24 protein-coding genes and 1 pseudogene are annotated in these 24,983 nt (G+C 61.3%); 17 read left to right on the top strand and 8 right to left on the bottom strand.

Annotated features, from left to right (window positions below; translation table 11 throughout):
* From hslU to PDR5_RS01980, 6 genes are all read left to right on the top strand, one after another.
* Nucleotides 1-1,338 carry an ATP-dependent protease ATPase subunit HslU gene (gene hslU, locus PDR5_RS02005; protein ID WP_064592891.1) on the top strand — a complete coding sequence of 446 codons (1,338 nt, stop codon included), beginning with the start codon at nucleotides 1-3 and terminating at the stop codon, nucleotides 1,336-1,338.
* A gap of 76 nt (nucleotides 1,339-1,414) precedes the next feature.
* Entirely contained in the window at nucleotides 1,415-1,792 is a 378-nt protein-coding gene (locus PDR5_RS02000; protein ID WP_011332068.1) for a gamma-butyrobetaine hydroxylase-like domain-containing protein, read from the top strand.
* A 258-nt stretch (nucleotides 1,793-2,050) separates the two neighbouring features.
* Nucleotides 2,051-3,730 (top strand): class II poly(R)-hydroxyalkanoic acid synthase, encoded by a 1,680-nt coding sequence (gene phaC, locus PDR5_RS01995; RefSeq protein ID WP_039772445.1) that lies wholly within the window; start codon nucleotides 2,051-2,053, stop codon nucleotides 3,728-3,730.
* A 156-nt stretch (nucleotides 3,731-3,886) separates the two neighbouring features.
* Nucleotides 3,887-4,741, top strand: a complete 855-nt coding sequence (gene phaZ / locus PDR5_RS01990) for a poly(3-hydroxyalkanoate) depolymerase (protein WP_007952412.1) — start codon at nucleotides 3,887-3,889, stop codon at nucleotides 4,739-4,741.
* 151 nt (nucleotides 4,742-4,892) lie between these two features.
* The gene (phaC, locus tag PDR5_RS01985; protein WP_064592889.1) at nucleotides 4,893-6,575 is read left to right on the top strand and encodes a class II poly(R)-hydroxyalkanoic acid synthase; all 1,683 of its coding nucleotides are present in this window, start codon (nucleotides 4,893-4,895) and stop codon (nucleotides 6,573-6,575) included.
* Nucleotides 6,576-6,603: 28 nt separating this feature from the next.
* On the top strand, nucleotides 6,604-7,224 hold the full coding sequence (locus PDR5_RS01980; RefSeq protein ID WP_007952414.1) for a TetR/AcrR family transcriptional regulator: 621 nt from the start codon (nucleotides 6,604-6,606) through the stop codon (nucleotides 7,222-7,224).
* Nucleotides 7,225-7,294: 70 nt separating this feature from the next.
* On the opposite strand, the gene PDR5_RS01975 is transcribed toward PDR5_RS01980, so the two are convergent.
* The 3 genes from PDR5_RS01975 to PDR5_RS01965 all read right to left on the bottom strand — a co-directional run bounded on the left by PDR5_RS01975 (nucleotide 7,295) and on the right by PDR5_RS01965 (nucleotide 9,042).
* A complete protein-coding gene (locus tag PDR5_RS01975) occupies nucleotides 7,295-8,173 on the bottom strand; it encodes a phasin family protein (RefSeq protein ID WP_064592887.1) in 879 nt (292 codons plus the stop codon).
* A 10-nt stretch (nucleotides 8,174-8,183) separates the two neighbouring features.
* Entirely contained in the window at nucleotides 8,184-8,606 is a 423-nt protein-coding gene (locus tag PDR5_RS01970) for a phasin family protein (protein WP_039772451.1), read from the bottom strand.
* A gap of 160 nt (nucleotides 8,607-8,766) precedes the next feature.
* Nucleotides 8,767-9,042 (bottom strand): polyhydroxyalkanoic acid system family protein, encoded by a 276-nt coding sequence (locus tag PDR5_RS01965; protein ID WP_007952417.1) that lies wholly within the window; start codon nucleotides 9,040-9,042, stop codon nucleotides 8,767-8,769.
* Nucleotides 9,043-9,207: 165 nt separating this feature from the next.
* Between PDR5_RS01965 and ubiE the strand changes: the two genes are divergently transcribed.
* The 11 genes and pseudogenes from ubiE (at nucleotide 9,208) to PDR5_RS30375 (ending at nucleotide 17,286) form a co-directional block, all read left to right on the top strand.
* A complete protein-coding gene (gene ubiE / locus PDR5_RS01960; RefSeq protein WP_064592886.1) occupies nucleotides 9,208-9,978 on the top strand; it encodes a bifunctional demethylmenaquinone methyltransferase/2-methoxy-6-polyprenyl-1,4-benzoquinol methylase UbiE in 771 nt (256 codons plus the stop codon).
* The gene (locus tag PDR5_RS01955; protein WP_064592884.1) at nucleotides 9,978-10,601 is read left to right on the top strand and encodes a ubiquinone biosynthesis accessory factor UbiJ; all 624 of its coding nucleotides are present in this window, start codon (nucleotides 9,978-9,980) and stop codon (nucleotides 10,599-10,601) included. Before ubiE ends, PDR5_RS01955 begins: the two co-directional genes overlap by 1 nt.
* Nucleotides 10,598-12,202 (top strand): ubiquinone biosynthesis regulatory protein kinase UbiB, encoded by a 1,605-nt coding sequence (ubiB, locus tag PDR5_RS01950; protein WP_039772455.1) that lies wholly within the window; start codon nucleotides 10,598-10,600, stop codon nucleotides 12,200-12,202. Before PDR5_RS01955 ends, ubiB begins: the two co-directional genes overlap by 4 nt.
* Before the next feature lie 80 nt (nucleotides 12,203-12,282).
* A complete protein-coding gene (gene hisI, locus PDR5_RS01945) occupies nucleotides 12,283-12,684 on the top strand; it encodes a phosphoribosyl-AMP cyclohydrolase (protein WP_007909357.1) in 402 nt (133 codons plus the stop codon).
* The gene (locus tag PDR5_RS01940) at nucleotides 12,677-13,009 is read left to right on the top strand and encodes a phosphoribosyl-ATP diphosphatase (protein ID WP_007952422.1); all 333 of its coding nucleotides are present in this window, start codon (nucleotides 12,677-12,679) and stop codon (nucleotides 13,007-13,009) included. The genes hisI and PDR5_RS01940 overlap by 8 nt, the downstream gene beginning before the upstream one ends.
* A 25-nt stretch (nucleotides 13,010-13,034) precedes the next feature.
* Nucleotides 13,035-13,313 (top strand): twin-arginine translocase TatA/TatE family subunit, encoded by a 279-nt coding sequence (locus PDR5_RS01935; protein WP_007952423.1) that lies wholly within the window; start codon nucleotides 13,035-13,037, stop codon nucleotides 13,311-13,313.
* A gap of 10 nt (nucleotides 13,314-13,323) precedes the next feature.
* The gene (tatB, locus tag PDR5_RS01930; protein ID WP_064592882.1) at nucleotides 13,324-13,788 is read left to right on the top strand and encodes a Sec-independent protein translocase protein TatB; all 465 of its coding nucleotides are present in this window, start codon (nucleotides 13,324-13,326) and stop codon (nucleotides 13,786-13,788) included.
* Complete coding sequence (gene tatC / locus PDR5_RS01925; RefSeq protein ID WP_007952425.1) at nucleotides 13,785-14,573, top strand: twin-arginine translocase subunit TatC; 789 nt, start codon at nucleotides 13,785-13,787, stop codon at nucleotides 14,571-14,573. Before tatB ends, tatC begins: the two co-directional genes overlap by 4 nt.
* Nucleotides 14,570-15,277: a 16S rRNA (uracil(1498)-N(3))-methyltransferase gene (locus tag PDR5_RS01920; RefSeq protein ID WP_039772460.1), complete on the top strand. Its 708-nt coding sequence runs from the start codon at nucleotides 14,570-14,572 to the stop codon at nucleotides 15,275-15,277. Before tatC ends, PDR5_RS01920 begins: the two co-directional genes overlap by 4 nt.
* 92 nt (nucleotides 15,278-15,369) lie before the next feature.
* Nucleotides 15,370-16,431: pseudogene (locus PDR5_RS30380) on the top strand (methyl-accepting chemotaxis protein); the annotation flags it as partial.
* A complete protein-coding gene (locus PDR5_RS30375; RefSeq protein WP_371850981.1) occupies nucleotides 16,414-17,286 on the top strand; it encodes a methyl-accepting chemotaxis protein in 873 nt (290 codons plus the stop codon). The pseudogene PDR5_RS30380 and the gene PDR5_RS30375, both read left to right, overlap by 18 nt.
* Before the next feature lie 54 nt (nucleotides 17,287-17,340).
* Here the strand turns inward: PDR5_RS30375 and PDR5_RS01910 are convergent, their stop codons facing one another.
* The 5 genes from PDR5_RS01910 to PDR5_RS01890 form a co-directional block, all read right to left on the bottom strand.
* Entirely contained in the window at nucleotides 17,341-18,075 is a 735-nt protein-coding gene (locus PDR5_RS01910; protein ID WP_064592877.1) for an amino acid ABC transporter ATP-binding protein, read from the bottom strand.
* A complete protein-coding gene (locus PDR5_RS01905) occupies nucleotides 18,068-19,027 on the bottom strand; it encodes an amino acid ABC transporter permease (protein WP_007952431.1) in 960 nt (319 codons plus the stop codon). The genes PDR5_RS01910 and PDR5_RS01905 overlap by 8 nt, the downstream gene beginning before the upstream one ends.
* Nucleotides 19,028-19,176: 149 nt before the next feature.
* Nucleotides 19,177-19,974 carry a transporter substrate-binding domain-containing protein gene (locus tag PDR5_RS01900; protein ID WP_039772466.1) on the bottom strand — a complete coding sequence of 266 codons (798 nt, stop codon included), beginning with the start codon at nucleotides 19,972-19,974 and terminating at the stop codon, nucleotides 19,177-19,179.
* A 358-nt stretch (nucleotides 19,975-20,332) separates the two neighbouring features.
* Nucleotides 20,333-22,903, bottom strand: coding sequence for a glucans biosynthesis glucosyltransferase MdoH (gene mdoH / locus PDR5_RS01895; RefSeq protein WP_064592875.1), 2,571 nt, complete (start codon nucleotides 22,901-22,903; stop codon nucleotides 20,333-20,335).
* Nucleotides 22,896-24,710 carry a glucan biosynthesis protein G gene (locus tag PDR5_RS01890; RefSeq protein ID WP_011332055.1) on the bottom strand — a complete coding sequence of 605 codons (1,815 nt, stop codon included), beginning with the start codon at nucleotides 24,708-24,710 and terminating at the stop codon, nucleotides 22,896-22,898. Before PDR5_RS01890 ends, mdoH begins: the two co-directional genes overlap by 8 nt.
* Nucleotides 24,711-24,983 lie beyond the last annotated feature (273 nt).

The raw sequence follows: 24,983 nt of genomic DNA, 5'->3' as shown, positions 1-24,983 counted from the left end.
ATGTCCATGACTCCCCGCGAAATCGTCCACGAACTCAACCGCCACATCATCGGCCAGGACGATGCCAAGCGCGCTGTCGCGATTGCCCTGCGCAACCGCTGGCGCCGCATGCAGCTGCCTGAAGAGCTGCGCGTTGAAGTGACCCCGAAGAACATTCTGATGATCGGCCCGACCGGCGTCGGTAAAACCGAGATCGCCCGTCGCCTGGCCAAACTGGCCAACGCGCCGTTCATCAAGGTCGAAGCGACCAAGTTCACCGAAGTCGGCTATGTCGGCCGTGACGTCGAATCGATCATCCGTGATCTGGCCGATGCTGCGATCAAGATGCTGCGCGAGCAGGAAATGACCCGCGTTCGCCACCGCGCCGAAGACGCCGCCGAGGACCGAATCCTCGATGCCCTGCTGCCGCCGGCACGCATGGGCTTCAGCAATGAAGAAGCGCCGACCCAGGATTCCAACACCCGCCAGCTGTTCCGCAAACGCCTGCGCGAAGGTCAGCTGGACGACAAGGAAATCGAGATCGAAGTCGCCGAAATGGCCGGCATCGAAATCGCCACGCCTCCGGGCATGGAAGAAATGACCAACCAGTTGCAGAACCTGTTCGCCAACATGGGCAAGGGCAAGAAGAAGTCGCGCAAGCTCAAGGTCAAGGAAGCGCTGAAACTGGTGCGCGACGAAGAAGCCGGTCGCCTGGTCAACGAAGAAGAGTTGAAGGCCAAGGCCCTGGAAGCCGTCGAGCAGCACGGCATCGTGTTCATCGACGAGATCGACAAGGTCGCCAAGCGGGGCAATGTCGGCGGCGCTGATGTGTCCCGCGAAGGCGTGCAACGTGACCTGCTGCCGCTGATCGAAGGCTGCACCGTCAACACCAAGCTGGGCATGGTCAAGACCGACCACATCCTGTTCATCGCCTCCGGTGCGTTCCACCTGAGCAAGCCGAGCGATCTGGTGCCGGAGCTGCAAGGCCGTCTGCCGATCCGTGTGGAACTCAAGGCCCTGAGCCCGCAGGACTTCGAACGCATCCTCAGCGAACCGCACGCCTCGCTCACCGAGCAATACTGCGCGCTGCTGAAAACCGAAGGCCTGAACATCCAGTTCCAGCCGGAAGGCATCAAGCGTCTGGCGGAGATTGCCTGGCAGGTCAACGAGAAGACCGAGAACATCGGTGCCCGTCGCCTGCACACGCTGCTCGAGCGTCTGCTGGAAGAGGTGTCGTTCAGTGCCGGCGATCTGGCCAGCGCCCACGATGACAAGGCGATCGAGATCGACGCCGAGTACGTCAACAGCCACCTGGGCGAATTGGCGCAGAACGAAGACCTGTCCCGTTATATCCTGTAAGCCATACTTACAGTGGTCGTGAAACTGTGGGAGCCATCGGCTCCCACAATTTTTTCCACCTGACGGAACGCCGGCGATGACCCAACTCCCCACCGACATCAAACTGCACAAAGCCTCGAAAACCCTGTCGCTCAAATACGCGTCCGGCGAGGAGTACACCCTGCCCGCCGAATTCCTGCGCGTGCATTCCCCCTCCGCCGAGGTCCAGGGCCACGGCAAACCGATCCTGCAATTCGGCAAGCTGCACGTCGGCCTGACCAAGGTAGAACCGGCCGGTCAGTACGCACTGAAACTGACCTTCGACGACGGTCACGACAGCGGTCTGTTCACCTGGGATTACCTGTACGAGCTGGGGCGACGTCATGACGCACTCTGGGCGGATTATTTGGCCGAACTCAAAGCCGCCGGCAAAACCCGCGACCCGGACCAGTCCGTCGTCAAGCTGATGCTCTAGTCCGCGGCTCGGACTGTTTAGAGGGCATTTTCTAGATTCATCTGTTTGAATGCTCCGCTAAAGCGGCCCGGGATCGGCTGCTTGCGAAAAAAATCAATCTCGGGTAACCAATGGAACTGGCAAGTTCCCTGCAATGCTCTACGACTGTAAAGCAGCTATGCAGAATCAACGGTCACCCGAGCAGTAGTACCTGGCATTGGCTGTGGAACTGCACAGCAGAAAACCGGGTACTCGTCTCAGGACAATGGAGCGTCGTAGATGAGTAACAAGAATAACGATGATTTGAAGTACCAGGCCTCGGAGAACACCCTGGGGCTGAATCCTGTCGTTGGGCTACGCGGAAAGGATCTGCTGGCCTCTGCTCGAATGGTGCTGACCCAGGCCATCAAACAACCGATCCATAGTGTCAAACACGTCACCCAGTTCGGCCTTGAACTGAAGAACGTGCTGTTCGGCAAATCCGACCTGCAACCGGCGGGCGATGACCGTCGCTTCGTCGATCCGGCGTGGAGTCAGAACCCGCTGTACAAACGTTATCTGCAGACCTACCTGGCGTGGCGCAAGGAACTCCATGCCTGGATCGACGACAGCAGCCTCTCGCCCAAGGACATCGCGCGCGGCCACTTCGTGATCAACCTGATGACCGAAGCCATGGCGCCGACCAACACCGCGGCCAACCCGGCGGCGGTCAAACGTTTCTTCGAGACCGGTGGCAAGAGCCTGCTCGACGGCCTCTCGCACCTGGCCAAGGATCTGGTGCACAACGGCGGCATGCCGAGCCAGGTCAACATGGGCGCGTTCGAGGTCGGCAAGAGCCTGGGCGTGACCGAAGGTGCGGTGGTGTTTCGCAACGACGTGCTGGAGCTGATCCAGTACAAGCCGATCACCGAACAAGTGCACGAGCGCCCGCTGCTGGTGGTGCCGCCGCAGATCAACAAGTTCTATGTATTCGACCTGAGCCCGGACAAGAGCCTGGCGCGTTTTTGCCTGCGCAACAATGTGCAGACCTTCATCGTCAGCTGGCGCAACCCGACCAAGGAACAGCGCGAGTGGGGCCTTTCCACCTACATCGAGGCCCTGAAGGAAGCGGTCGACGTAGTCACCGCGATCACCGGCAGCAAAGACGTCAACATGCTCGGTGCCTGCTCCGGCGGCATCACCTGCACCGCCCTGCTCGGCCACTACGCGGCGATCGGTGAGAACAAGGTCAACGCCCTGACCCTGCTGGTCAGCGTGCTCGATACAACGCTGGACAGCGACGTCGCCCTGTTCGTCGACGAGCAGACCCTGGAGACCGCCAAGCGCCATTCGTATCAGGCCGGCGTGCTCGAAGGTAAAGACATGGCCAAGGTCTTCGCCTGGATGCGCCCGAATGACCTGATCTGGAACTACTGGGTCAACAACTACCTGCTCGGCAACGAACCGCCAGTGTTCGACATCCTGTTCTGGAACAACGATACGACTCGACTGCCGGCCGCGTTCCACGGCGACCTGATCGAGATGTTCAAAAACAACCCACTGATCCGCCCCAATGCACTGGAAGTGTGCGGCACGCCGATCGACCTCAAGCAGGTGACCGCCGACATCTTCTCGCTGGCCGGCACCAACGACCACATCACCCCGTGGAAGTCCTGCTACAAGTCGGCGCAGCTGTTTGGTGGCAAGGTCGAATTCGTGCTGTCCAGCAGCGGGCATATCCAGAGCATCCTGAACCCGCCGGGCAACCCGAAATCGCGCTACATGACCAGCGATGAAATGACCGCCAATGCCGATGACTGGCAGGAAAACTCGACCAAGCACGCCGACTCCTGGTGGCTGTACTGGCAGGCGTGGCAGGCCGCGCGGTCGGGCGAGCTGAAAAAGGCGCCGACCAAGCTGGGCAACAAAGCGTATCCGGCAGGCGAAGCTTCACCGGGCACTTACGTACACGAGCGGTAACCGACACACCTCGCCCCACAATGTGGGAGCGGGCTTGCTCGCGAAAGCGGTTGATCAGCCAACATCAATGGCGACTGACACGACGCCTTCGCGAGCAAGCCCGCTCCCACAACGGGTACGAGGTGACATTGAGATTGACCCACAGGGCCTTGAAGCATGCCGCACCCGTTCATCTTTCGAACTGTCGAGCTGGATGGCCAGACCATCCGCACGGCGGTCCGCCCCGGCAAGCCTCACTTGACGCCCTTGCTGATATTCAACGGCATCGGCGCCAACCTGGAGCTGGTGTTTCCTTTTGTCGCGGCGCTGGATCCGGACCTGGAAGTGATCGCCTTCGACGTGCCCGGTGTCGGTGGTTCCTCGACGCCGAGCCGTCCATATCGCTTTCCCGGGCTGGCGAAGCTTACCGCGCGGATGCTCGATTACCTCGACTACGGACAGGTCAACGTGATCGGCGTGTCCTGGGGTGGCGCACTGGCGCAGCAGTTCGCCTACGACTATCCCGAGCGCTGCAAGAAGCTGGTGCTGGCGGCGACCGCCGCCGGCGCGGTGATGGTGCCGGGCAAGCCGAAGGTGCTGTGGATGATGGCCAGCCCACGGCGCTACATCCAGCCGTCCCATGTGATCCGCATCGCCCCGATGATCTACGGCGGCTCGTTCCGCCGCGACCCGACACTCGCCGCCAGCCATGCGGCCAAGGTGCGTTCGGCGGGCAAACTCGGCTACTACTGGCAACTGTTCGCGGGCCTGGGCTGGACCAGCATTCACTGGCTGCACAAGATCCACCAGCCGACGCTGGTGCTGGCTGGAGATGACGATCCGCTGATCCCGCTGATCAACATGCGCATGCTCGCCTGGCGAATCCCCAACGCGCAGCTGCACATCATCGACGACGGGCATCTGTTCCTGATTACCCGGGCCGAGGCGGTGGCGCCGATCATCATGAAATTCCTCCAGGAGGAACGTCAGCGTGCGGTGATGCATCCGCACCCGACACCGCTGGGCGGATAACCGTCCCGGCACGGATTTCTGGACAGCGTCTTGCAACGTGTCCGCACAGGTGCGTGGCAGGAAGCCACGCGGGCAACAACCCGCAACAGCGTCTATGGTGTTCTGGTTCGGTGTGTTTGTTTTTGGCCTGAAGACGAAGGAGTGTTGAGTCATGCGTGACAAACCAGCGACGGGCGTCGTGCCCAGCCCCGCCGTGTTCATCAATGCACAGAGTGCCATGACCGGTCTGCGCGGCCGGGACCTGATCTCGACCTTGCGCAGCGTCGCGGCCCACGGCCTGCGCAATCCGATCCACAGTGCAAAACACGCCTTGAAGCTGGGGGGCGCGCTCGGACGCGTGCTGCTCGGCGAAACCCTGCATCCGACCAATCCGCAGGACAGCCGCTTCGCCGATCCGGCGTGGAGCCTCAATCCGTTTTATCGGCGCAGCCTTCAGGCCTATCTGGCCTGGCAAAAACAGGTCAAGAGCTGGATCGACGAGAGCAGCATGAGCGACGACGACCGCGCCCGCGCGCACTTCGCCTTCACCCTGCTCAACGACGCCGTGGCGCCCTCCAACACACTGCTCAATCCGCTGGCGGTCAAGGAGCTGTTCAACTCCGGCGGCCACAGTCTGGTGCGCGGCCTCAGCCATCTGATTGATGACCTGCTGCACAACGACGGCCTGCCACGCCAGGTCACCAAACAGGCTTTCGAAGTCGGCAAGACCGTCGCCACCACCACAGGGTCAGTGGTGTTTCGCAACGAAATGCTCGAGCTGATCCAGTACCGGCCGATGAGCGAAAAACAGTATTCGAAACCGCTGCTGGTGGTGCCGCCGCAAATCAACAAGTACTACATTTTCGACCTCAGCCCGAGCAACAGCTTCGTCCAGTTTGCGCTGAAGAACGGCTTGCAGACCTTCATGATCAGCTGGCGCAACCCGGATGTACGGCATCGCGAATGGGGCCTGTCGACCTACGTCGAAGCCGTGGAAGAAGCGATGAACATCTGCCGGGCGATCACCGGCGCCCGTGAGGTCAACCTGATGGGTGCCTGCGCCGGCGGCCTGACCATTGCGGCACTGCAGGGGCATCTGCAGGCCAAGCGGCAGTTGCGGCGGGTCTCCAGCGCCACCTATCTGGTGAGCCTGCTCGACAGTGAAATGAACACCCCGGCCACCCTGTTCGCCGATGAGCAAACGCTCGAAGCGGCCAAGCGGCGCTCCTATCAGAAAGGCGTGCTGGACGGTCGCGACATGGCCAAGGTGTTCGCCTGGATGCGCCCCAACGATTTGATCTGGAGTTATTTCGTCAATAACTACCTGCTGGGCAAGGAGCCGCCGGCGTTCGACATCCTCTACTGGAACAACGACAGCACCCGCCTGCCCGCCGCGTTTCACGGCGACATTCTGGACTTCTTCAAGCACAACCCGTTGACCCATCCGGGGGGCCTGGAAGTGTGCGGCACGCCGATCGACCTGCAGAAGGTCACGGTCGACAGCTTCAGCGTGGCCGGTATGAACGACCACATCACGCCGTGGGACGCGGTGTATCGCTCGACACTGTTGCTGGGCGGCGAGCGGCGCTTCGTGCTGTCCAACAGCGGCCACGTGCAGAGCATCCTCAACCCGCCGGGCAACCCGAAAGCCCATTACGTGGAGAACGGAAAGCTCAGCGGCGATCCGCGCGCCTGGTACTACGACGCCAAGAAAGTCGACGGCAGCTGGTGGCCGCAATGGCTGGAGTGGGTGCAGCAGCGCTCCGGCACCCTGCACGAAACCCAGATGACCCTCGGCAACGCCAATTACCCACCGATGGAAGCGGCACCCGGCACCTATGTGCGTGTGCGCTGACTGACTCAAGCCCTTTTAAGAAGACTGGATGAAAACAAGCGAACGGATCCTCGAATGTGCCCTGCAGTTGTTCAATGAAAAGGGCGAGCCGAACGTCTCCACCATGGAGGTTGCCAATGAAATGGGGATCAGCCCCGGCAACCTTTACTACCACTTCCACGGCAAGGAACCGCTGATTCTTGGACTGTTCGAGCGCTTCCAGAACGACCTCGCCCCGCTGCTCGACCCGCCCGCCGATGTCGAACTGGCGCCTGAGGATTACTGGCTGTTCCTGCACCTGATCGTCGAACGGCTGGCGCAGTACCGCTTCCTGTTCCAGGACCTGTCGAACCTGGCCGGCCGCCTGCCGAAACTGGCCAAGGGCATTCGCCAGTTCCTCAACGTGCTCAAGCGCACGCTGGCGTCATTGCTGGCGCGGTTGAAGGCGTCGGGGCAACTGGTCAGCGACACCCAGGCGCTGGGGCAACTGGTGGAGCAGATCACCATGACGCTGCTGTTCTCGCTGGACTATCAGCGGATTCTTGATCGCGAAGGAGAAGTGCGGCTGGTGGTGTACCAGATCATGATGCTGGTAGCGCCGCATCTGTTGCCGCCGGTGAAGGTGGCGACGGAGAGGATGGCTTTGCAGTACCTCGAAGATCACGAGTAATCCGACGGCTTTTACCCAAACAAAAACGCCCGACCTTCACAGGCCGGGCGTTTTTTTGAGCTCTGAAAAATCAGGACTGACTGGTTGGCGTCGACGGCGTCGATGCAGCAGTCGGAGCAGGCGCCGGGGTTGGAGCCGAGGCCGAGTTCGACGTGCTTGCCAGTGCTTGCGGTGTGGTCACCGGTTTTGGAGCAGCAGCTTTCGGCGCAGCGGCTTTCGGCGCGGCCGGTTTTTTCACTGCCGGTTTTTTCGCCGCAGCCGGTTTGGCGGCAGGCTTGGCAGCGGGTTTGGCGGCCGCGGTTTTCGCTGCTGGCTTGGCCGCCGGTTTGGCAGCTGGTTTTGCTGCCGTTTTTGCAGCTGGCTTGGCGGCGGCCTTGGCGGCAACCGGTTTGGCCGCGGCTTTCGCTGCTGGCTTGGCGGCAGCGGTTTTGGCTGCTGGTTTTGCGGCCGGTTTGGCGGCGGCTTTAGCCAGTGGCTTGGCAGCGGTTTTGGCCGCAGGCTTGGCTGCTGCGGTTTTGGCCGCGACAGGCTGAGCTTTCAGGCCGGTGAGTTTTTCGATCTGCCTGGTCAGGGTATCGACCTTCTTGTGCAGATCCTTCACCTCGTTGCGGCTCGGTACGCCCAGGCGCGAAATCGCACTGTTCAGGCGCTTGTCGAAAGCCCCCTCCAGCTGATCCCAGGTGCCCAGTGCGCGATCTTTCACGCCGCTGATGCGCGATTTTGCCGAGCTTGCAGAGTCCTTGGCAGCATCGACTTTTTTGCCGACTGCAGCCTTGGTGAGCTTCTCGGCTTTCTCGCCGTCTTTGACCAATGTATCGAAGAGCTTGCTGCCGTCAGTGTCGATCTTCGAGTACACGCCTAAACCAGCCAGCCAGATCTTGCGGGAATAGTCTTCGACTTTTCCGATCCACGAGCTGCCTTCTTTATCGGTGTTCTTTTTACCAGCCATCCCGTTCTCCTTAAGATTTACGCGCGACGCGTTCGAGCAATGCCGTCAGCTCATCGAGCTTAGCAGAGAGTGTCTCAACGTCATGTTTAGACGGAATGCCGATACGATTCAAGGCACTGGCGACACGTGTGTCGAACGCCTTCTCGACCTTGTCGAGCTGAACTTCGACCCGGCCTTTGAAAGAGCTGACTTCGCTCTTGGCTTCATCAATCTCGGCGTTGGCCGCTTCGAGTTTTTCGGTGACGGCTTTTTTGCCTTTCTTTTCAACAGTTTGACCAGCCTTGATCAACTCCTGAAAGTACTCGCTGCCCTCCTGACCGACCTTGGTGTAGGCACCCAGGCCTGCCAGCCAGATCTTGCGGGCATAGGATTTGACGTCGCTCAGAGCGGAAGTCGAAGCGTCGATTTTTTTCTTCAAAATGACTTTGGCCATGGTGCACCTCACGCGCAGAAGGTTTGAGGAACTGCCCTGACGAGTGTCGGGCTCAGGCACAAAGTAGGGAGAAAAATTAGAAACGGCACCCTAACAACTGACATAAAAGGCAGGTGCAGGAGAAAAAAACGGGGAGCCCGAAGCTCCCCGTTTGTCCTGATCAGACCAGCGCTTTATCCAGCGCCTTTTCGATCTCGGCTTTGATCATGCCGCTCATGGCCGACATCATCAGGCCCAGTTCCACGTCGACCCGGATCGAATCCTCGGCCACGTGCACCGCGCCCTTCACGCCCGAACGCTTGAGGTTCAGGACATCGCCCGACCACTGCGGCTCCAGGCCATATTGATCGGAGAGTTTCTGCGCCAGTTTGTCGGCTTTCTCGCGGGCCGCTTCCTTGCCCAGACTGTGGGCACGCTCAACACTGATATGGGCCATTGAATGACTCCTGCTTTTTGAATGGGGCTATGAATGCCTGCAACGAATCTTGACCGCCACTGCGGCAAATCGTCCCGAAGGTTGCCCATCTTACCTTTAGCCATTCCAAGACAAAGCATGGCTTGGGGATTAGAATGTCGCGCATTCTCTTTTGGTGACAGCGATATGACTGATCAGCGCAAAGGCAGCGATGCCGAACCCACCACTCACTTCGGCTTCAAAAACGTTCCGGAAAGCCAGAAAGCGGAAAAAGTCGCTGAGGTGTTCCACTCCGTGGCCACCAAGTACGACCTGATGAACGACCTTCTGTCGGGCGGCATGCACCGTCTGTGGAAGCGTTTCGCGATCGAACTGTCGGGCGTACGCGCCGGCAACCGCGTGCTGGACATCGCCGGCGGTACGGGTGACCTGACCAAGAAATTCTCGCACCTGGTCGGCCCGACCGGTCAGGTGGTGCTGGCCGACATCAACGAATCCATGCTCAAGGTCGGTCGTGACCGCCTGCTGGATGTCGGCGTGTCGGGCAACGTCGAGTTCGTCCAGGCCGACGCTGAAAAGCTGCCGTTCCCGGACAACCATTTCGACTGCGTGACCATCGCCTTCGGCCTGCGCAACGTGACGCACAAGGAAGACGCCCTGCGCTCGATGCTGCGCGTCCTCAAGCCGGGCGGCCGCCTGCTGGTGCTGGAATTCTCCAAGCCGACCAACGCGCTGATGTCCAAGGCCTACGACGCCTACTCGTTCGCCTTCATGCCGCTGATGGGCAAGCTGATCACCAACGACTCGGAAAGCTATCGCTACCTGGCTGAATCGATCCGCATGCACCCGAATCAGGAAACTTTGAAGTCGATGATGGTCGACGCCGGTTTCGACCGCGTGACCTATCACAACATGACCGCAGGCATCGTCGCCCTGCACCGCGGCATCAAACCCTGATGCTGCTGACCGGGCTGCTCGCCAGCGTCGAACTCGGCCTGAACCGCGTGCTGCGTCTCGACAGCACGGCGCTGCCGCGACTGGCGCACCTGACCGGCAAAGTGATTGCCGTGGATTGCCGCAGCCCGGCGCTGCAACTGTTCATTCTGCCGAGCGACGAAGGCCTGATGCTGGCGTCCCACTGGGAAACCGGCGTCGACTGCACCCTGCGCGCCCCGGCCTCGAGTCTGGTGAAACTGGCCCTGAGCAAGGACAAGACGGCGGTGCTGCACGCGCCGGAAGTCGAACTCGACGGCGACAGCGGCGTGCTGCTGGAGCTGGCGGGCGTGCTGCAGGACCTGAAGCTGGACTGGGAGTACGAACTCTCGCGCTGGCTGGGACCTGTCGCCACGCAACTGGTCGGCGGCCACCTGCGCAGCCGCGCCCGCTGGTATCAACAAGGATTTGCCAGCCTCAACCAGAACCTCGCCGAATACCTGGCCGAAGAATCGCGCACCCTCGTCGGGCAGCGCGAAGCCGAAGCCCGCTTCAGCGAACTGGACCGGATCAAACTCGATCTGGAACGTCTCGAGGCGCGCTTCGAGCGCCTTTCCCGATCCCTCGACCCAAGCGATAACGCATGAAGCTGCTCGCCGTCCGCCGTCTGTTGCGCATCCAGCGCGTCGTGATCCGCTACCGCCTCGATGACCTGCTGTTCGATCTGCCGTTGCCGTGGTTCCTGCTGGCGCTGCGCTACGTCCTGCCGTGGCGCTGGTTCCCGCGCAAGCCGCTGGACCTGAGCCGTGGCGCACGCCTGCGCCTGGCCTTGCAGGACTTGGGGCCGATCTTCATCAAGTTCGGGCAGATCCTCTCGACCCGCCGCGACCTGCTGCCGGAAGACATCGCCGATGAACTGATGCGGCTGCAGGACCGTGTGCCGCCGTTCGATTCGCAGCTGTCGGTCAAACTGATCGAAGAACAACTGGGCAAGAAGATCAGCGAAGTGTTCAGCCGCTTCGACGTCGAACCGCTGGCCTCGGCTTCGGTGGCACAGGTACACGCCGCGCAACTGAAGACTGGCGAAGAAGTGGTGGTCAAGGTGATCCGCCCGGGTCTGAAACCGATCATCGCCCAGGATCTGGCGTGGCTGTTCATCCTCGCCCGCGCCGCCGAAAAAGTCTCCGCCGACGCCCGTCTGCTGCACCCGGTGGACGTGGTCAGCGACTACGAAAAAACCATCTACGACGAACTCGACCTGTTGCGCGAGGCGGCCAACGCCAGCCAGTTGAAACGCAACTTCGAAGGCTCGCCGCTGCTCTACGTGCCGCAAGTCTATTGGGACTGGTGCCGGCCGAAAGTGCTGGTGATGGAGCGCATCTACGGGATTCAGGTGACCGATCTGGCGACCCTCGCCGACCAGCGCACCGACATGAAAATGCTCGCCGAGCGCGGCGTGGAGATCTTCTTCACCCAGGTGTTCCGCGACAGTTTCTTCCACGCCGACATGCACCCGGGCAACATCTTCGTCAGCACCGTCAACCCGTGGAGCCCGCAGTACATCGCGATCGACTGCGGCATCGTCGGCAGCCTGACCCCGGAAGACCAGGATTATCTGGCCCGCAACCTGTTCGCCTTCTTCAAGCGCGACTACCGCCGCGTGGCGCAATTGCACATCGATTCGGGCTGGGTGCCGGCGGAAACCAAATTGAATGAATTCGAAGCGGCGATCCGTACCGTGTGCGAGCCGATCTTCGAAAAACCATTAAAAGATATTTCATTTGGCCAGGTGCTGATGCGCCTGTTCCAGACCGCGCGCCGCTTCAACATGGAAGTGCAGCCGCAACTCGTATTGCTGCAAAAGACCCTGCTGAACATCGAAGGCCTGGGCCGTCAGCTGTACCCGGACCTCGATCTGTGGAACACCGCGCAGCCGTTCCTCGAACGCTGGATGCGCGAGCGCGTCAGCCCGAAAGCCTTGCTCGGCAACGTCCAGAGCCAGTTCGAACAACTGCCGCACCTGGCCAACATGGCCCGCGATCTGCTCGAACGCATGTCCCAGCCCCACGCCAACGACCCGCCGCCACCGTGGAAAAAACGCAAGGACGACTGGTTCCTGCGCCTGCTCGGCAGCGCCCATCTGGCGGGCGGTACGATCCTCGCTGCCGGGGGCCCGATGCACGAACTGGGGCATTGGCCCGCAGGGATCATGGTGGCCGTCGGCTTGTATCTGGTCGTTCGCCGATAGCCAGTTCCGTGATCGGCTGGCACACTGTTTCAACGCCTGAACCCGACTATTGAAGTGTGGGTTCGCTGTCGGAGTCGAAGATGAAAAACTGGCTGGACGAGATCAAGTGGGACGCCGATGGCCTGGTGCCGGCGATTGCTCAGGATCACAAGACCGGACGCGTATTGATGATGGCCTGGATGAACCGCGAAGCCCTGGAGCTGACCGCGGCGGAAAACCGTGCCATCTATTGGTCACGTTCCCGTGGCAAGCTGTGGCGCAAGGGCGAAGAGTCCGGCCACGTACAGACGCTGCATGAAATGCGTCTGGACTGCGACGCCGACGTCATCATCCTGATGGTCGAACAGATCGGCGACATCGCTTGCCATACCGGCCGTCAAAGCTGCTTCTACCGCGTCTTCGAAAACGGCGACTGGAAAACGGTCGACCCGGTCCTGAAAGACCCGCACGCCATCTATTCCGCAGGACACAAACATGAGTGACACCCTGACCCGCCTCGCTCAGGTGCTGGAAGAGCGCAAGGGCGCTGCAGCCGACAGTTCGTATGTGGCTAGTCTGTATCACAAGGGCTTGAACAAGATTCTGGAAAAGGTCGGCGAAGAATCGGTCGAAACGATCATCGCCGCCAAGGACGCCGCCGTCAGCGGCGACTGCAGCGACGTGATCTACGAGACCGCCGACCTGTGGTTCCACAGCATGGTCATGCTTGCCCAGCTGGGGCAGCATCCGCAGGCGGTGCTGGATGAACTGGATCGCCGTTTCGGCCTGTCCGGACACGTCGAGAAAGCCTCGCGCCCGTCCGCCTGAACAACTTCAAAAGAGGAACAGCAACATGGGCATTTTTGACTGGAAACACTGGATCGTCATCCTGGTGGTCGTGGTACTGGTGTTCGGTACCAAGAAACTGAAGAACCTCGGCACCGACGTTGGCGAGTCGATCAAGGGCTTCCGTAAAGCCATGAACGACGACGAAAAACCGGCCGATCCGACCGTAACGCCTGCGCAACCGGTACCGCCGGTACAGCCGCAAGCCACCGCTCAGGCCAACCCGCCGCACACCATCGACGTGCAGGCGCAGAAAGTCGAAGAGCCGATCCGCAAAGACGTGTGAGCACTGACTAATGTTTGGTATCAGCTTCTCTGAACTGCTGCTCGTCGGCCTCGTCGCCCTGCTGGTGCTGGGCCCCGAGCGTCTGCCGGGCGCTGCACGCACCGCCGGCCTGTGGGTCGGACGGCTGAAGCGCAGCTTCAACGCGATCAAACAGGAAGTTGAGCGTGAAATCGGTGCCGACGAAATCCGTCGGCAACTGCACAACGAGCACATCCTGTCGCTGGAACAGGAGGCGCGGAAGATTTTCACGCCGGTTCAGCAGGAGCCGACGCCGGTACAGCCAGTGGCAGATCAGACGCCAGTGCCTCCGGTTGTGGAACAAACAATTCATGCGCCGACGGCGAGCATCGAGCACGTCTCTGCCGCAGCCGCTGAAACTGCGCCGATCATGAAGCCTGTCGAACCCATTGCTCCAGCTGCCGCGCCAACAACGCCGGCCCCTCACGACCCAACATTGCCGCCGCGAGCCCCATGAGCGATCTCCCCGAAAACGACCAGCACATGCCGCTGGTTTCGCACCTCACCGAGTTGCGCACCCGCCTGCTGCGTTGCGTGGCGGCGATCTTCATCATCTTCGCCGGGCTGTTTGCCTTTACCCAGCAGATCTACACCTTCGTTTCGACGCCGCTGCGCGAATACCTGCCGGCGGGCGCGACGATGATTGCCACCGACGTGTCGTCGCCGTTCCTGACGCCGCTGAAGCTGACGATGATGGTCTCGCTGTTCCTGGCGATCCCGGTAATCCTGCATCAGATCTGGGGCTTCATCGCACCGGGCCTGTACAAGCACGAGAAGCGTGTCGCAGTGCCGTTGCTGATCTCCAGCATCCTGCTGTTCTACACCGGCATGGCGTTCGCCTACTTCTTCGTGTTCCCGCTGATCTTCAAGTTCTTCGCCTCGGCTACCCCGGCCGGCGTGGAAATGATGACCGACATCACCAGTTACCTCGATTTCGTCATGACGCTGTTCTTCGCCTTCGGCGTGGCGTTCGAAATCCCGGTGGCCGTGGTGCTGCTGGTTTGGATCGGCGTGGTCGACGTCAAATACCTGAAGAAGATCCGTCCGTACGTGATCATCGGCTGCTTCGTGGTCGGCATGATCCTGACCCCGCCGGACATCTTCTCCCAGACCCTGCTGGCCGTGCCGATGTGGATGCTGTTCGAAGTCGGCATCCTGTTCGGCAGTCTGGTCAGCAAACGCGAGCGCCCGGAAGAAACCGCCGACGATCACAACGACCAGCCGCCAGCGACTCAGCCATGAACCTGCTGCTGCTCGAAGAGGCCGACTTCATTGCGGCCGACCGCGTCGTGCTGCGTGATCGCCGCCTGACCCACATGCAGGAAGTCCACCGTTCGGAAGTCGGCGACAGCCTGCGGGTCGGGCGCATTGGCGGGCTGATGGGCTCGGCCGAGCTTTTGCGCCTTGACGCGGGCGAAGCCGAGCTGCGGGTCACCCTCGATCAACCGCCGCCGGCCAAACTGCCGCTGACCCTGGTGCTCGCCCTGCCCCGCCCGAAGATGCTGCGCCGGGTGTTCCAGACCGTGGCGACCATGGGCGTGTCGAAGGTGATTCTGGTCAACAGCTACCGGGTCGAGAAAAGCTTCTGGCAAACACCGTTCCTGGAGCCGGAAGCGATTCGCGAACAACTGATCCTCGGCCTCGAACAGGCTCGGGATACGGTGCTGCCGGAGATCATCATCGAGAAGCGCTTCAAGCCGTTCGTCGAAGATCGACTGCCGGCCATCACCGACGGCACCCTCGGTCTGGTCGGTCATCCGGGCAACTTCCCGCCCTGCCCCCGCGCCCTGAACGAACCAGTGACCCTGGCCATCGGCCCCGAGGGTGGCTGGATTCCCTACGAAATCGATCTGCTGGCCAAGGCCGGGCTGCAACCGGTGCAACTGGGCGAGCGAATCCTGCGGGTCGAAACCGCCGTCACCGCGCTGCTCGCCCGGCTGTTCTGAAGTCTTCTCCGGACAAAAGGCGTTACAGATTGCCATCATGCGGCCGATACCCTCCCCATAAGTCCAATTAGTGGTCCGAGGGGAGTCGTCGCATGTACCGTTGGTTAGCCGAGAGTCTTGGAAACGTCAGCGTTAAACGTAAGCTTGGAATCGGTTTCGGCCTGGTGCTGCTGCTGACCCTGTTGATCACCTTCACCGGCTGGACCGGCATGAGCGGGATCATCAGCCGGGGCGACAAGCTCGGCTTCATCTCCAGCCTCAACGAGCTGACCAAGGACCTGCGTCTGGCGCGTCTGGACTATGAAGCCCGCCGTGGCGAACAGGGCCCCGGCGCGGTCAACGACCTGCTCGGCAAACTCGACGCCGGCCTGCAAAGCGCCCGCGGCATGATCGAGCAACCGTCCGACGTGGCCATGATCGATCAGCAACTGGCGGCGGTTGCCGAGTACAAACGCGCCTTTGGCGACATGACCCAGGCCACCGTGCAGCGTGAAGACGCTCGCAGCAAACTCGGCGCCAGCGCCGATAACGCGGTGGCCAAGGTCAGCGAAGTCGAGAAATCCCTGCTGCAAGGCGACAGCGTCGCGCAATTCAACAGCGTGATCGAGCTGAGCAAACTGCTGCAGCAGGCGCGCTATCAGGTGCGCGGCTACACCTACAGCGGCAAGGCCGAAGCCGAACAACCGGCGCTGGATGCCATCGCCGCCGCCCTGAACAATCTGGAAAGCCTGCCGAGCAAACTGCCCGAGCAACACATCGCCAACCTGCAACAGGCCACCGAATCGCTGAAGGCTTATCGCGCCGCCGTCAGCCAGTTCCGCGACTCCCAGGTGAACAACGCCAAGGCGCTGGCTCGCATGTCGGCCCAAGGCGACATCCTGCTCGACGTCAGCAAGAAACTCACCGAATCCCAGACCATCGTCCGCGACACCGATGCCGCGCATGCCAAAAACATGCTGATGATCGCCACCCTGCTGGCCCTGGCCTTCGGTCTGCTCGCGGCCTGGGCGATCACCCGGCAGATCATCATTCCGCTGGAGCAGACCCTGAAAGTCGCCGAACGCGTGGCCGCCGGTGACCTGACCCACAATCTGGTGTCCCTGCGCCGTGACGAACTCGGTCAATTGCAGCGCTCGATGCAGAGCATGACCCAGGGCCTGCGCGAATTGATCGGCGGCATCAGCGACGGCGTGACCCAGATCGCCAGCGCTGCCGAAGAGTTGTCCGCGGTGACCGAGCAGACCAGCGCCGGGGTCAACAATCAGAAAATCGAGACCGACCAGGTCGCCACCGCCATGAACGAAATGGCCGCCACCGTGCAGGAAGTCGCGCGTAACGCCGAGGAAGCTTCGGAAGCAGCGGTCGCCGCCGACCAGCAGGCCCGTGAAGGCGACAAGGTGGTTGGCGAGGCCATCGCCCAGATCGAACGTCTGGCCGCCGAAGTCGGCCATTCCACCGAGGCCATGGGCGAGCTCAAGCGCGAAAGCGACAAGATCGGCAGCGTGCTCGACGTGATCAAGTCCGTGGCCCAGCAAACCAACCTGCTGGCCCTCAACGCCGCCATCGAAGCCGCCCGTGCCGGTGAAGCCGGTCGCGGCTTTGCGGTGGTTGCCGACGAAGTCCGCAGCCTCGCCCAGCGCACCCAGAAGTCCACCGAAGAGATTGAAGAGCTGATCGTCGGCCTGCAGAACGGCACCCAGCAAGTGGCGACGATTATGGACAACAGCCGCACCTTGACCGACAGCAGTGTCGAGCTGACCCGGCGTGCCGGTGGCTCGCTGGAGAGCATCACCCGTACCGTTTCGGCAATTCAGGCGATGAACCAGCAGATCGCCGCGGCGGCCGAGCAGCAGAGCGCCGTGGCTGAAGAGATCAACCGTAGCGTGCTGAACGTGCGGGATGTCTCGGACCAGACCTCGGCGGCCAGTGAAGAGACGGCGGCCTCCAGCGTCGAGCTGGCGCGTTTGGGCACTCACCTGCAAACGCTGGTGGGCCGGTTCAAGGTGTAAACCGCGCACACAAAAAAATCGCAGCCATTGGCTGCGATTTTTTTTGTCCTGTGTTTAGAGGACTTGCCGCAGGAACGCCTGGGCTCGCGGATCCTTCGGCGCATCGAAGAACTCCGCCGGCGAGGCGTCCTCCAGCAGTTTGCCGTGATCGAAGAACAGCACCCGATCCGCCACTTCCCGGGCGAAGCCCATTTCGTGGGTCACGCAGACCATGGTCATGCCTTCCACGGCCAGGTTCTTCATCACGTCCAGCACTTCACCGACCATTTCCGGGTCGAGAGCCGAGGTCGGTTCGTCGAACAGCATGACCTTGGGATCCATCGCCAGCGCCCGGGCAATCGCCACGCGCTGCTGCTGACCGCCGGACAGGCGCGATGGGTACTCGCGGGCCTTCTGGGCGATGCCGACCTTCTCCAGCAATGCCAGAGCCTTGGCTTCGCTTTCCTTCTGGCCGCGCTTGCGCACGACTTTCTGCGCCAGGCACAGGTTCTCCAGCACGGTCATGTGCGGGAACAGATTGAAATGCTGGAACACCATGCCGACTTCGCGGCGGTAGGCGTTGACGTCGGTTTTCGGGTCAGCCAGTTGCAGGCCGTCGATGCTTACCGAGCCGGAATCGAATTCTTCCAGACCATTAAGGCAACGCAGAAAGGTCGATTTGCCGGAACCGGACGGGCCAATCACCACCAGCACTTCACCCTTGGCCACGGACGTGCTGACGTTATCCACCGCGCGCACCACTTGCCCACGGGTGTCGAAGACTTTTACCAGATCGCGGACTTCAATCACTTTGCGCGAGCCTCCGCTCAAGCCGGCTGGCGATTTTCGACAGCGGCAGGTTGATCAACAGGTACAGGCCGGCGACGCAGAACAGGATCTCGAACGGCGAGAACGACGTGGTGATGACTTCACGGCCGCTTTTCAGCAGCTCGGTGATGGCGATCACCGACACCAGCGAAGTGTCTTTGACCAGACTGATGAACTGCCCGGCCAGCGGCGGCAGCACGCGCTTGAATGCCTGCGGCAACACCACATGACGCATCGACTGGCCGGCACTCAGACCCAGCGAACGCGCCGCTTCGTTCTGGCCGCGGGCAATCGACTGCACACCGGAACGGATGATTTCCGCCACGTAGGCGCCGGTGAACAGCGACAGCGCGGCAATCCCGGCGAACTCCCGGGACAGGTTCATCACCGTGCCGATGAAGAAATAGAAAATGAAGATCTGCACCAGCAGCGGCGTACCGCGCACCAGCTCGACATAGATCGTCGACAGGTCGCGCAGGGTCGGGTTGCTCGACAGCCGGCACAGTCCGGTGGCCAGACCGATCAGCAGACCCAGCACGCCGGACACCACCGACAGCCAAAGCGTGGTCCACAGACCCCACAACAGCGGACCCGCCGCCCAATGCCGCGTCACGCCCACGACGTCGCCTTCGGCCACATCGTCGCCCTGAGCGAATTGCAGGCTGTTTTCGTCGACGGTCAGGTGCTGCTCGTCACCGGCATCGTTGCGCAGGGTGACCTGCGCGCTGCCACCCTTGCGCACCAGTTCGCTGACGGTGGAAATGTCGGTCGCGCGCTGGGTTTCCTCAGCCTGATAGGCGAAGTACTGCGGCACGCGGTTCCAGCGCCATTCGTAGGACATCAGCGACGTGGCGTAATACAGCGCGCCGGCCAGGCCGACCAGCACCAGCACGGTCAGAACGTGCCAAGGCCATTGGGCTTTTTTCTGTTTCATGGGTTTAGCGAAATCCGAAAGTTATGTCGCCGGGGAGGCCGCCTTCGCGGGCAAGTCGAATCGTCGCACCGCCGCTCCCACAGGGAACGCATTCCAATGTGGGAGCGGGCTTGCTCGCGAATGGGGTGACTCGGTCTATCTGACCGGGCTTATTCCATGTCCTTGAGCCACTCGGTGCTCTTGAACCACTTGTCATGGATTCGATCGTAGGTGCCGTCTTCGTGGATCTGGTGCAGGAAGTTGTTGATGAAGTTGATGCTGTCGTAGTCACCCTTCTTCAGACCGAAGGCCAGTGGCTCGTAGGTGAACGGCTTGTCGAGAAACACCAGTTTGCCGGCGCCGACCTTGTTCACCGCGACCACGTTGTACGGCGCGTCGTAGATGAAGGCATCAGCCTTGCCGTTGACCACGTCGAGCACAGCTTCCTGCTCGTTGTCGTAGCCGTGGTACTTGGCCTTGGAGATCAGTTTTTTGGCGACCATCTCGCCGGTGGTGCCGAGCTTGGAGGTGATGCGGTAGTCGGCGGTGTTCAGGTCTTTGTAGGACTTGATGGTGCCTTCCAGTTCCTTGCGGATCAGCAGGGTCTGGCCGACCACGATGAACGGTTCGCTGAAGTTCAGGCGCAGGTTGCGTTCCTGGGTCAGGGTCATGCCGCTGCCGATCATGTCGAACTTGTCGGTCATCAGCGCCGGGATGATCCCGTCGTAACCGGTGGAGACCAGCTCCAGTTTGACGCCCATGGCCTTGGTCATGGCTTTGAGGATGTCGACTTCGAAACCGATGATTTCGCCGCGCTTGTTGGTCATTTCGAACGGCATGTAGGTCGGATCCATGCCGACCTTCAACGAGCCACGCTTGACCGCGTCGTCGATTGCGCCGGCCTGCGCCGCATTGACTGCAACCAGTGCCGTGACGCCGACCAGCAGCATCGACAGATACTTCTTCATCTTCAAGTCCCCAAAACCATTGCGTTTGCGGCGCGAAAACCGACAGAAATGGACAAGATTGTCCGGGTGCGCCAATTCGGGGACGGATGCTAACGCACTCGATTTTTTGCACAAGGTTTAATGGACGATTTGTTTAACATTCAAGATTTACCCCCTCACCCCAACCCTCTCCCCCAAGGGGGGCGAGGGGGAAAGGGAGCCGATCTCTGTGAATTTCAAATCTGAGTTCGACCGAGATCTGTCAGGTCGATGTATTTCGAGAGAACAACTCAGTCAGTCCCCTCTCCCTCCGGGAGAGGGCTAGGGTGAGGGGCTTTTCGGCAGGCAAAAAAAACCCCGCTTTCGCGGGGTTTCTTCATCAGGCCGGTTGCGCCTGCAAGCTTACCGGCTTGAGCGGCAGCAGCGGCGCGTGGGGATCGGCTTTCACCGAAGCCCGCCAGGCGTCCAGCCACTCGGCGTGACCTTCGGCCCACACCTGCTCGTGCAGACGGGCCAGGGCCACCGGATCGCTCAGCAGTTGCAGGCGATCATGGTTGTTCAGCCCGGCCGGGCCGACCTTGATCGCGTGACGCACACGTTCCTGGCGCAGCCATTCGATCGGCTCGGCCTGACCGTGACGCGAGGTCGCCAGCGAGCACGCCAGGGCGTTCTGCTGTGGATCGACCACGGCGCGGATGAAGCCGTCATTCAGTGCGTGCCAGCGGTTTTCGTGGGTGTACTGATCGGTGGCCAGCAGCGCCTGTGGCGGATTGTATTCCTCGGGGATGAGGAACAGGCTCTCGTCACGGGACTTGAGGCCCAGACCGACGCGGCTGGAAATCACCGACACCGGAATCGACAGCATCAGCGAACCGACGATCGGGACCAGCCACCACAGGAAGCTCGGGTTCAGCCAGATCACCAGCAGCGCCCAGAAGAAGCCCAGCAGGGTCTGCGGACCGTGACGCTTGACCGCTTCGCTCCACGGCGTGGAGTCGTCGTCACGCTGCGGCGAGTTCCAGGTCGCGGCCCAGCCGAGGAACGCGGCCAGAACGAAACGGGTGTGGAAAATCATCCGCACCGGCGCCAGCAGCATGGAGAACAGCATCTCCAGCAGCATCGACACGGTCACCTTGAACTTGCCGCCAAACTCTTTCGCACCCTTGGCCCAGATCAGGATGATGCTCAACAGCTTCGGCAGGAACAGCAGCACGATGGTCGTCGAGAACAGCGCGATCGCCTTGTCCGGGTGCCATTGCGGCCACAGCGGATAGAGCTGACGCGGTTCGAGGAAGTACTGCGGCTCCATCAGCGTGTTCACCGCCAGCAGCGCGGTCGACAGCACCAGGAAGAAGAACCACAGCGGCGCCGACAGGTAAGACATCACGCCGGTCAGGAACACCGCGCGGTGCACCGGGTGCATGCCTTTGACCAGGAACAGACGGAAGTTCATCAGGTTGCCGTGGCACCAGCGACGGTCACGCTTGAGCTCGTCGAGCAGGTTCGGCGGCAGTTCTTCGTAGCTGCCCGGCAGATCGTAGGCAATCCACACGCCCCAGCCGGCACGGCGCATCAGCGCAGCTTCAACGAAGTCGTGAGAGAGAATCGCACCGGAGAACGCACCCTTGCCCGGCAACGGCGCCAGGGCGCAGTGGTCGATGAACGGCTTCATGCGGATGATCGCGTTGTGACCCCAGTAGTGGGATTCACCCAGTTGCCAGAAGTGCAGGCCGGCGGTGAACAGCGGACCGTACACGCGAGTGGCGAACTGCTGCATGCGTGCATACAGCGTGTCCATGCCCGAAGCGCGCGGCGCGGTCTGGATGATACCGGCGTCCGGCGTGGCCTCCATCAGGCGCACCAGACTGGTCAGGCACTCGCCGCTCATGACCGAGTCGGCGTCGAGTACGACCATGTACTTGTAGTCACCGCCCCAGCGACGGCAGAAGTCGTCGAGGTTGCCGCTCTTGCGTTTGACGCGACGGCGACGGCGGCGATAGAAGATCTTGCCGAAACCCTTGGCTTCGCGGCAGACGTCCAGCCAGGCCTGCTGCTCGGCAACGCAGATGTCGGTGTCGTTACTGTCGCTGAGGACGAAGAAGTCGAAACGGTCCAGGTCACCGGTAGCGGCGACCGACTCGAAGGTCGCGCGCAGACCGGCGAACACCCGAGGCACGTCTTCGTTGCAGATCGGCATCACCAGTGCGGTGCGCGCGTCTTTCGGAATCGGCTCGTTGCCGGCACTTTTACCGGAGATCCGGTATTTATCGTGGCCGGTGAGCAATTCGAGGAAGCCCATCAGCGCGGTCCAGAAACCGGCCGACACCCAGCAGAACAGAATCCCGAACATGATCAGAATGCTGGTTTGCAGCGCATACGGCAGCACTTGCGTGGCGGTTTGCAGCAGCGGTTGATGCAGGACTTCTTCCAGATCGACGAACGACCAGCCCTGGTACGGCATGATGCCTTTCATGTACCAGCCGGCGACGATGGTCTGACCCAGCATCAGCACCAGCAGAATGTAGCGACGGATCGAACCGACCGTGCGCCAGCGCGCCGCCGGCAGCACGTTGGCGTCCTTCGGCGGTTGCGGCGGGTTGGTCCGGCCGGTCAGGCGGCGCCAGCCACGCACCAGTATGTTGGTGCGCCACGGCTCCGGCACGACCTTGGTCCGACGGATCGGCGGCGTGGCCTTCATGCTGACCCGGCCGCTGGCGTCGAGCACCAGCATTTCCGCGTCTTGCAGCTCTTCGGCGGTGCTCAGGATCAGGCGCTTGCCCACCGAAGCCTGGGCGGCTTCGGTCGGTGCGTCAAAGGTCTTGGACGACAGGCGTTCATGCAATTCGCTGAAGGACTGGCAGCCCGCGAGTTCCGCGCGCTGCTCGTCGGTCATCGGCAGATGCGCCAGGTACTCGGACAGAGTCTCTGGCTGTACTTGAGAGTTACTCATCGGCAGGCAACTGATAGCTCCAGGTCTCGGTCAGGACTTCTTCAGTCGGTGCCGATTCCGGTGTGGCTGGGGCCGCGTCCGCAGCGGCTGGCTGCTTGGCGTCTTTGTTGGCCTTGTCCTTGGCATCTGCAACCGGCTTGGCGTCGGCCTGTTTGGCCTCGGCGGCCTTGGCTTCCTTGTCGGCTTTCTCTTGTTGCTTGGCGGCAACCTTGTCGGCCTTGGCCACCGACGAATTGGACGTCGGTACCGAAGACTTGGCCAGATCAGCGGTCACCACTGGCTGCACCAGGGCTGCGCGCATCTCGGTGGACTTGCTCGGGTCCTTGATCTTCATCCGCAGGGTCAGGCGCCAGCCTTTGGTTTCCGGGTTGTAGCGCACGCTGTTTTCGACCAGTTCGGCGTTGTCGCCGACGCTGACCTGGCTGCGAACGTCCGCATCCGGAGCCAAAGCGGCCAGAGACGGGCCTTCGAAGTCGACCAGGTAGGCAACGCTGCCATCCGGCTGACGGATCAGGTTCGATTGCTTGACGTCACCGGTCGAACGCAGGGTCTGGTTGACCCAGGCGCTGTCCGGCGCGTGCAGCGCGGCTTCGTCGATGGTCCAGTGCATACGGTAGGCGAAGTCCAGCGGCTGGCCAGGCTCCGGCAGTTTTTCCGGGTTCCAGAACGCAACGATGTTGTCGTTGGTTTCGTCCGCAGTCGGGATCTCGACCAGATCAACGGTGCCCTTGCCCCAGTCGCCCTTCGGCTCGATCCAGGCACTTGGGCGCTTGTCGTAGCGGTCGTCGAGGTCTTCGTAGTGGCTGAAGTCACGGCCACGTTGCAGCAGACCGAAACCACGCGGGTTCTCGACGCTGAACTGGCTGACAGCCAAGTGTTTCGGGTTGTTCAGCGGACGCCAGATCCACTCGCCGTTGCCGGCATGGATCGACAGACCGCTGGAGTCGTGCAGTTCACGACGGTAGTTGAGCACTTTCGACGGCTGGTTGGCGCCGAACAGGAACATGCTGGTCAGCGGCGCGATGCCGAGCTTGCCAACCTTGTCACGCAGGTACATCTGGCCCTTGACGTCGACAATGGTGTCGCTGCCCGGACGCAGGATCAGACGGTAGGCGCCGGTCGCACGTGGCGAATCCAGCAGGGCGAAGATCACCAGGTGCTTGTCGCCCGGCTTCGGCTGCTGAATCCAGAACTCGCGAAAACGCGGGAATTCTTCGCCGGACGGCAAAGCGGTATCGATCGCCAGGCCACGGGCCGACAGACCGTAGGTGTGACCCTTGCCGACGACGCGGAAGTAGCTCGCGCCCAGCATGGTCATGATTTCGTCTTGCTTGTCCGCCTTGTTGATCGGGTACAGCACACGGAAACCGGCGTAGCCCAGTTGTTCGGTGGCCTTCGGATCGAACTGCAGGTCGCCGAAATCGAAACGGCTTGGATCGTATTTGATCTCTTCGACGGTGTTCGCGGTGATTTCGTTGATTTTCACCGGCGTATCGAAGTGCATGCCCTGATGATAGAAGGACAGCTTGAACGGGGTCTTCTGGTCGGCCCATTCGGCTTTTTCGGTGCGGAAACGAATCTTCTGATAGTCCGCGAATTTCATTTCACGGAATTCGTTCGGCAGGTTGCTGCGCGGGGCTTCGAACTTCTGCCCGGCCAGCTCTTTGGCCTTGGCCGACACATCGTCAAGATTGAATGCCCAAAGCTGGCCGGCGCTGAGCAGGCAGAGTACTGCCGAGCCCGCTACCAGAGCGCTGCGCAAGCGTTTGGCAGACAATTTTGCTGCATTACAGGGACTAACAATCACGAGCAACCCTCGCCGAAAACAGATCAATAAACCAACGGCCAGATGAAGTGCCTGTGAGGGATTCGGTACAAAAAAACCGACCTTGCAGGACACCCTTGCCAAGTTGGCGAGCATTGTTCCGACTCCGCTGGGTCAAAATGATTCCCCAATCGGATCCGGACAAGTCTCTACCTAAGTCAAAATGGACCAACGAACGCTGATCCCCGTAGCGCGCGATTATCTAGTAGCCCGCGTGACAACGCATCAGGGGTAACAAAGTATTTATCGCGAAAA

The organism is Pseudomonas sp. DR 5-09, from assembly GCF_001655595.1.
GTDB lineage: Bacteria > Pseudomonadota > Gammaproteobacteria > Pseudomonadales > Pseudomonadaceae > Aquipseudomonas > Aquipseudomonas pharyngis.
Note: the sequence above shows the minus strand (reverse complement) of the source record. Positions and strands in the feature narration are given on the sequence as shown.

Excerpts from the sequence above, each read along its gene's own strand:
- hslU (WP_064592891.1), top strand. The coding sequence starts at position 1 with ATGTCCATGACTCCCCGCGAAATCGTCCACGAACTCAACCGCCACATC.
- PDR5_RS02000 (WP_011332068.1), top strand. The coding sequence starts at position 1,415 with ATGACCCAACTCCCCACCGACATCAAACTGCACAAAGCCTCGAAAACC.
- phaC (WP_039772445.1), top strand. The coding sequence starts at position 2,051 with ATGAGTAACAAGAATAACGATGATTTGAAGTACCAGGCCTCGGAGAAC.
- phaZ (WP_007952412.1), top strand. The coding sequence starts at position 3,887 with ATGCCGCACCCGTTCATCTTTCGAACTGTCGAGCTGGATGGCCAGACC.
- phaC (WP_064592889.1), top strand. The coding sequence starts at position 4,893 with ATGCGTGACAAACCAGCGACGGGCGTCGTGCCCAGCCCCGCCGTGTTC.
- PDR5_RS01980 (WP_007952414.1), top strand. The coding sequence starts at position 6,604 with ATGAAAACAAGCGAACGGATCCTCGAATGTGCCCTGCAGTTGTTCAAT.
- PDR5_RS01975 (WP_064592887.1), bottom strand. The coding sequence starts at position 8,173 with ATGGCTGGTAAAAAGAACACCGATAAAGAAGGCAGCTCGTGGATCGGA.
- PDR5_RS01970 (WP_039772451.1), bottom strand. The coding sequence starts at position 8,606 with ATGGCCAAAGTCATTTTGAAGAAAAAAATCGACGCTTCGACTTCCGCT.
- PDR5_RS01965 (WP_007952417.1), bottom strand. The coding sequence starts at position 9,042 with ATGGCCCATATCAGTGTTGAGCGTGCCCACAGTCTGGGCAAGGAAGCG.
- ubiE (WP_064592886.1), top strand. The coding sequence starts at position 9,208 with ATGACTGATCAGCGCAAAGGCAGCGATGCCGAACCCACCACTCACTTC.
- PDR5_RS01955 (WP_064592884.1), top strand. The coding sequence starts at position 9,978 with ATGCTGCTGACCGGGCTGCTCGCCAGCGTCGAACTCGGCCTGAACCGC.
- ubiB (WP_039772455.1), top strand. The coding sequence starts at position 10,598 with ATGAAGCTGCTCGCCGTCCGCCGTCTGTTGCGCATCCAGCGCGTCGTG.
- hisI (WP_007909357.1), top strand. The coding sequence starts at position 12,283 with ATGAAAAACTGGCTGGACGAGATCAAGTGGGACGCCGATGGCCTGGTG.
- PDR5_RS01940 (WP_007952422.1), top strand. The coding sequence starts at position 12,677 with ATGAGTGACACCCTGACCCGCCTCGCTCAGGTGCTGGAAGAGCGCAAG.
- PDR5_RS01935 (WP_007952423.1), top strand. The coding sequence starts at position 13,035 with ATGGGCATTTTTGACTGGAAACACTGGATCGTCATCCTGGTGGTCGTG.
- tatB (WP_064592882.1), top strand. The coding sequence starts at position 13,324 with ATGTTTGGTATCAGCTTCTCTGAACTGCTGCTCGTCGGCCTCGTCGCC.
- tatC (WP_007952425.1), top strand. The coding sequence starts at position 13,785 with ATGAGCGATCTCCCCGAAAACGACCAGCACATGCCGCTGGTTTCGCAC.
- PDR5_RS01920 (WP_039772460.1), top strand. The coding sequence starts at position 14,570 with ATGAACCTGCTGCTGCTCGAAGAGGCCGACTTCATTGCGGCCGACCGC.
- PDR5_RS30375 (WP_371850981.1), top strand. The coding sequence starts at position 16,414 with ATGCAGAGCATGACCCAGGGCCTGCGCGAATTGATCGGCGGCATCAGC.
- PDR5_RS01905 (WP_007952431.1), bottom strand. The coding sequence starts at position 19,027 with ATGAAACAGAAAAAAGCCCAATGGCCTTGGCACGTTCTGACCGTGCTG.
- PDR5_RS01900 (WP_039772466.1), bottom strand. The coding sequence starts at position 19,974 with ATGAAGAAGTATCTGTCGATGCTGCTGGTCGGCGTCACGGCACTGGTT.
- mdoH (WP_064592875.1), bottom strand. The coding sequence starts at position 22,903 with ATGAGTAACTCTCAAGTACAGCCAGAGACTCTGTCCGAGTACCTGGCG.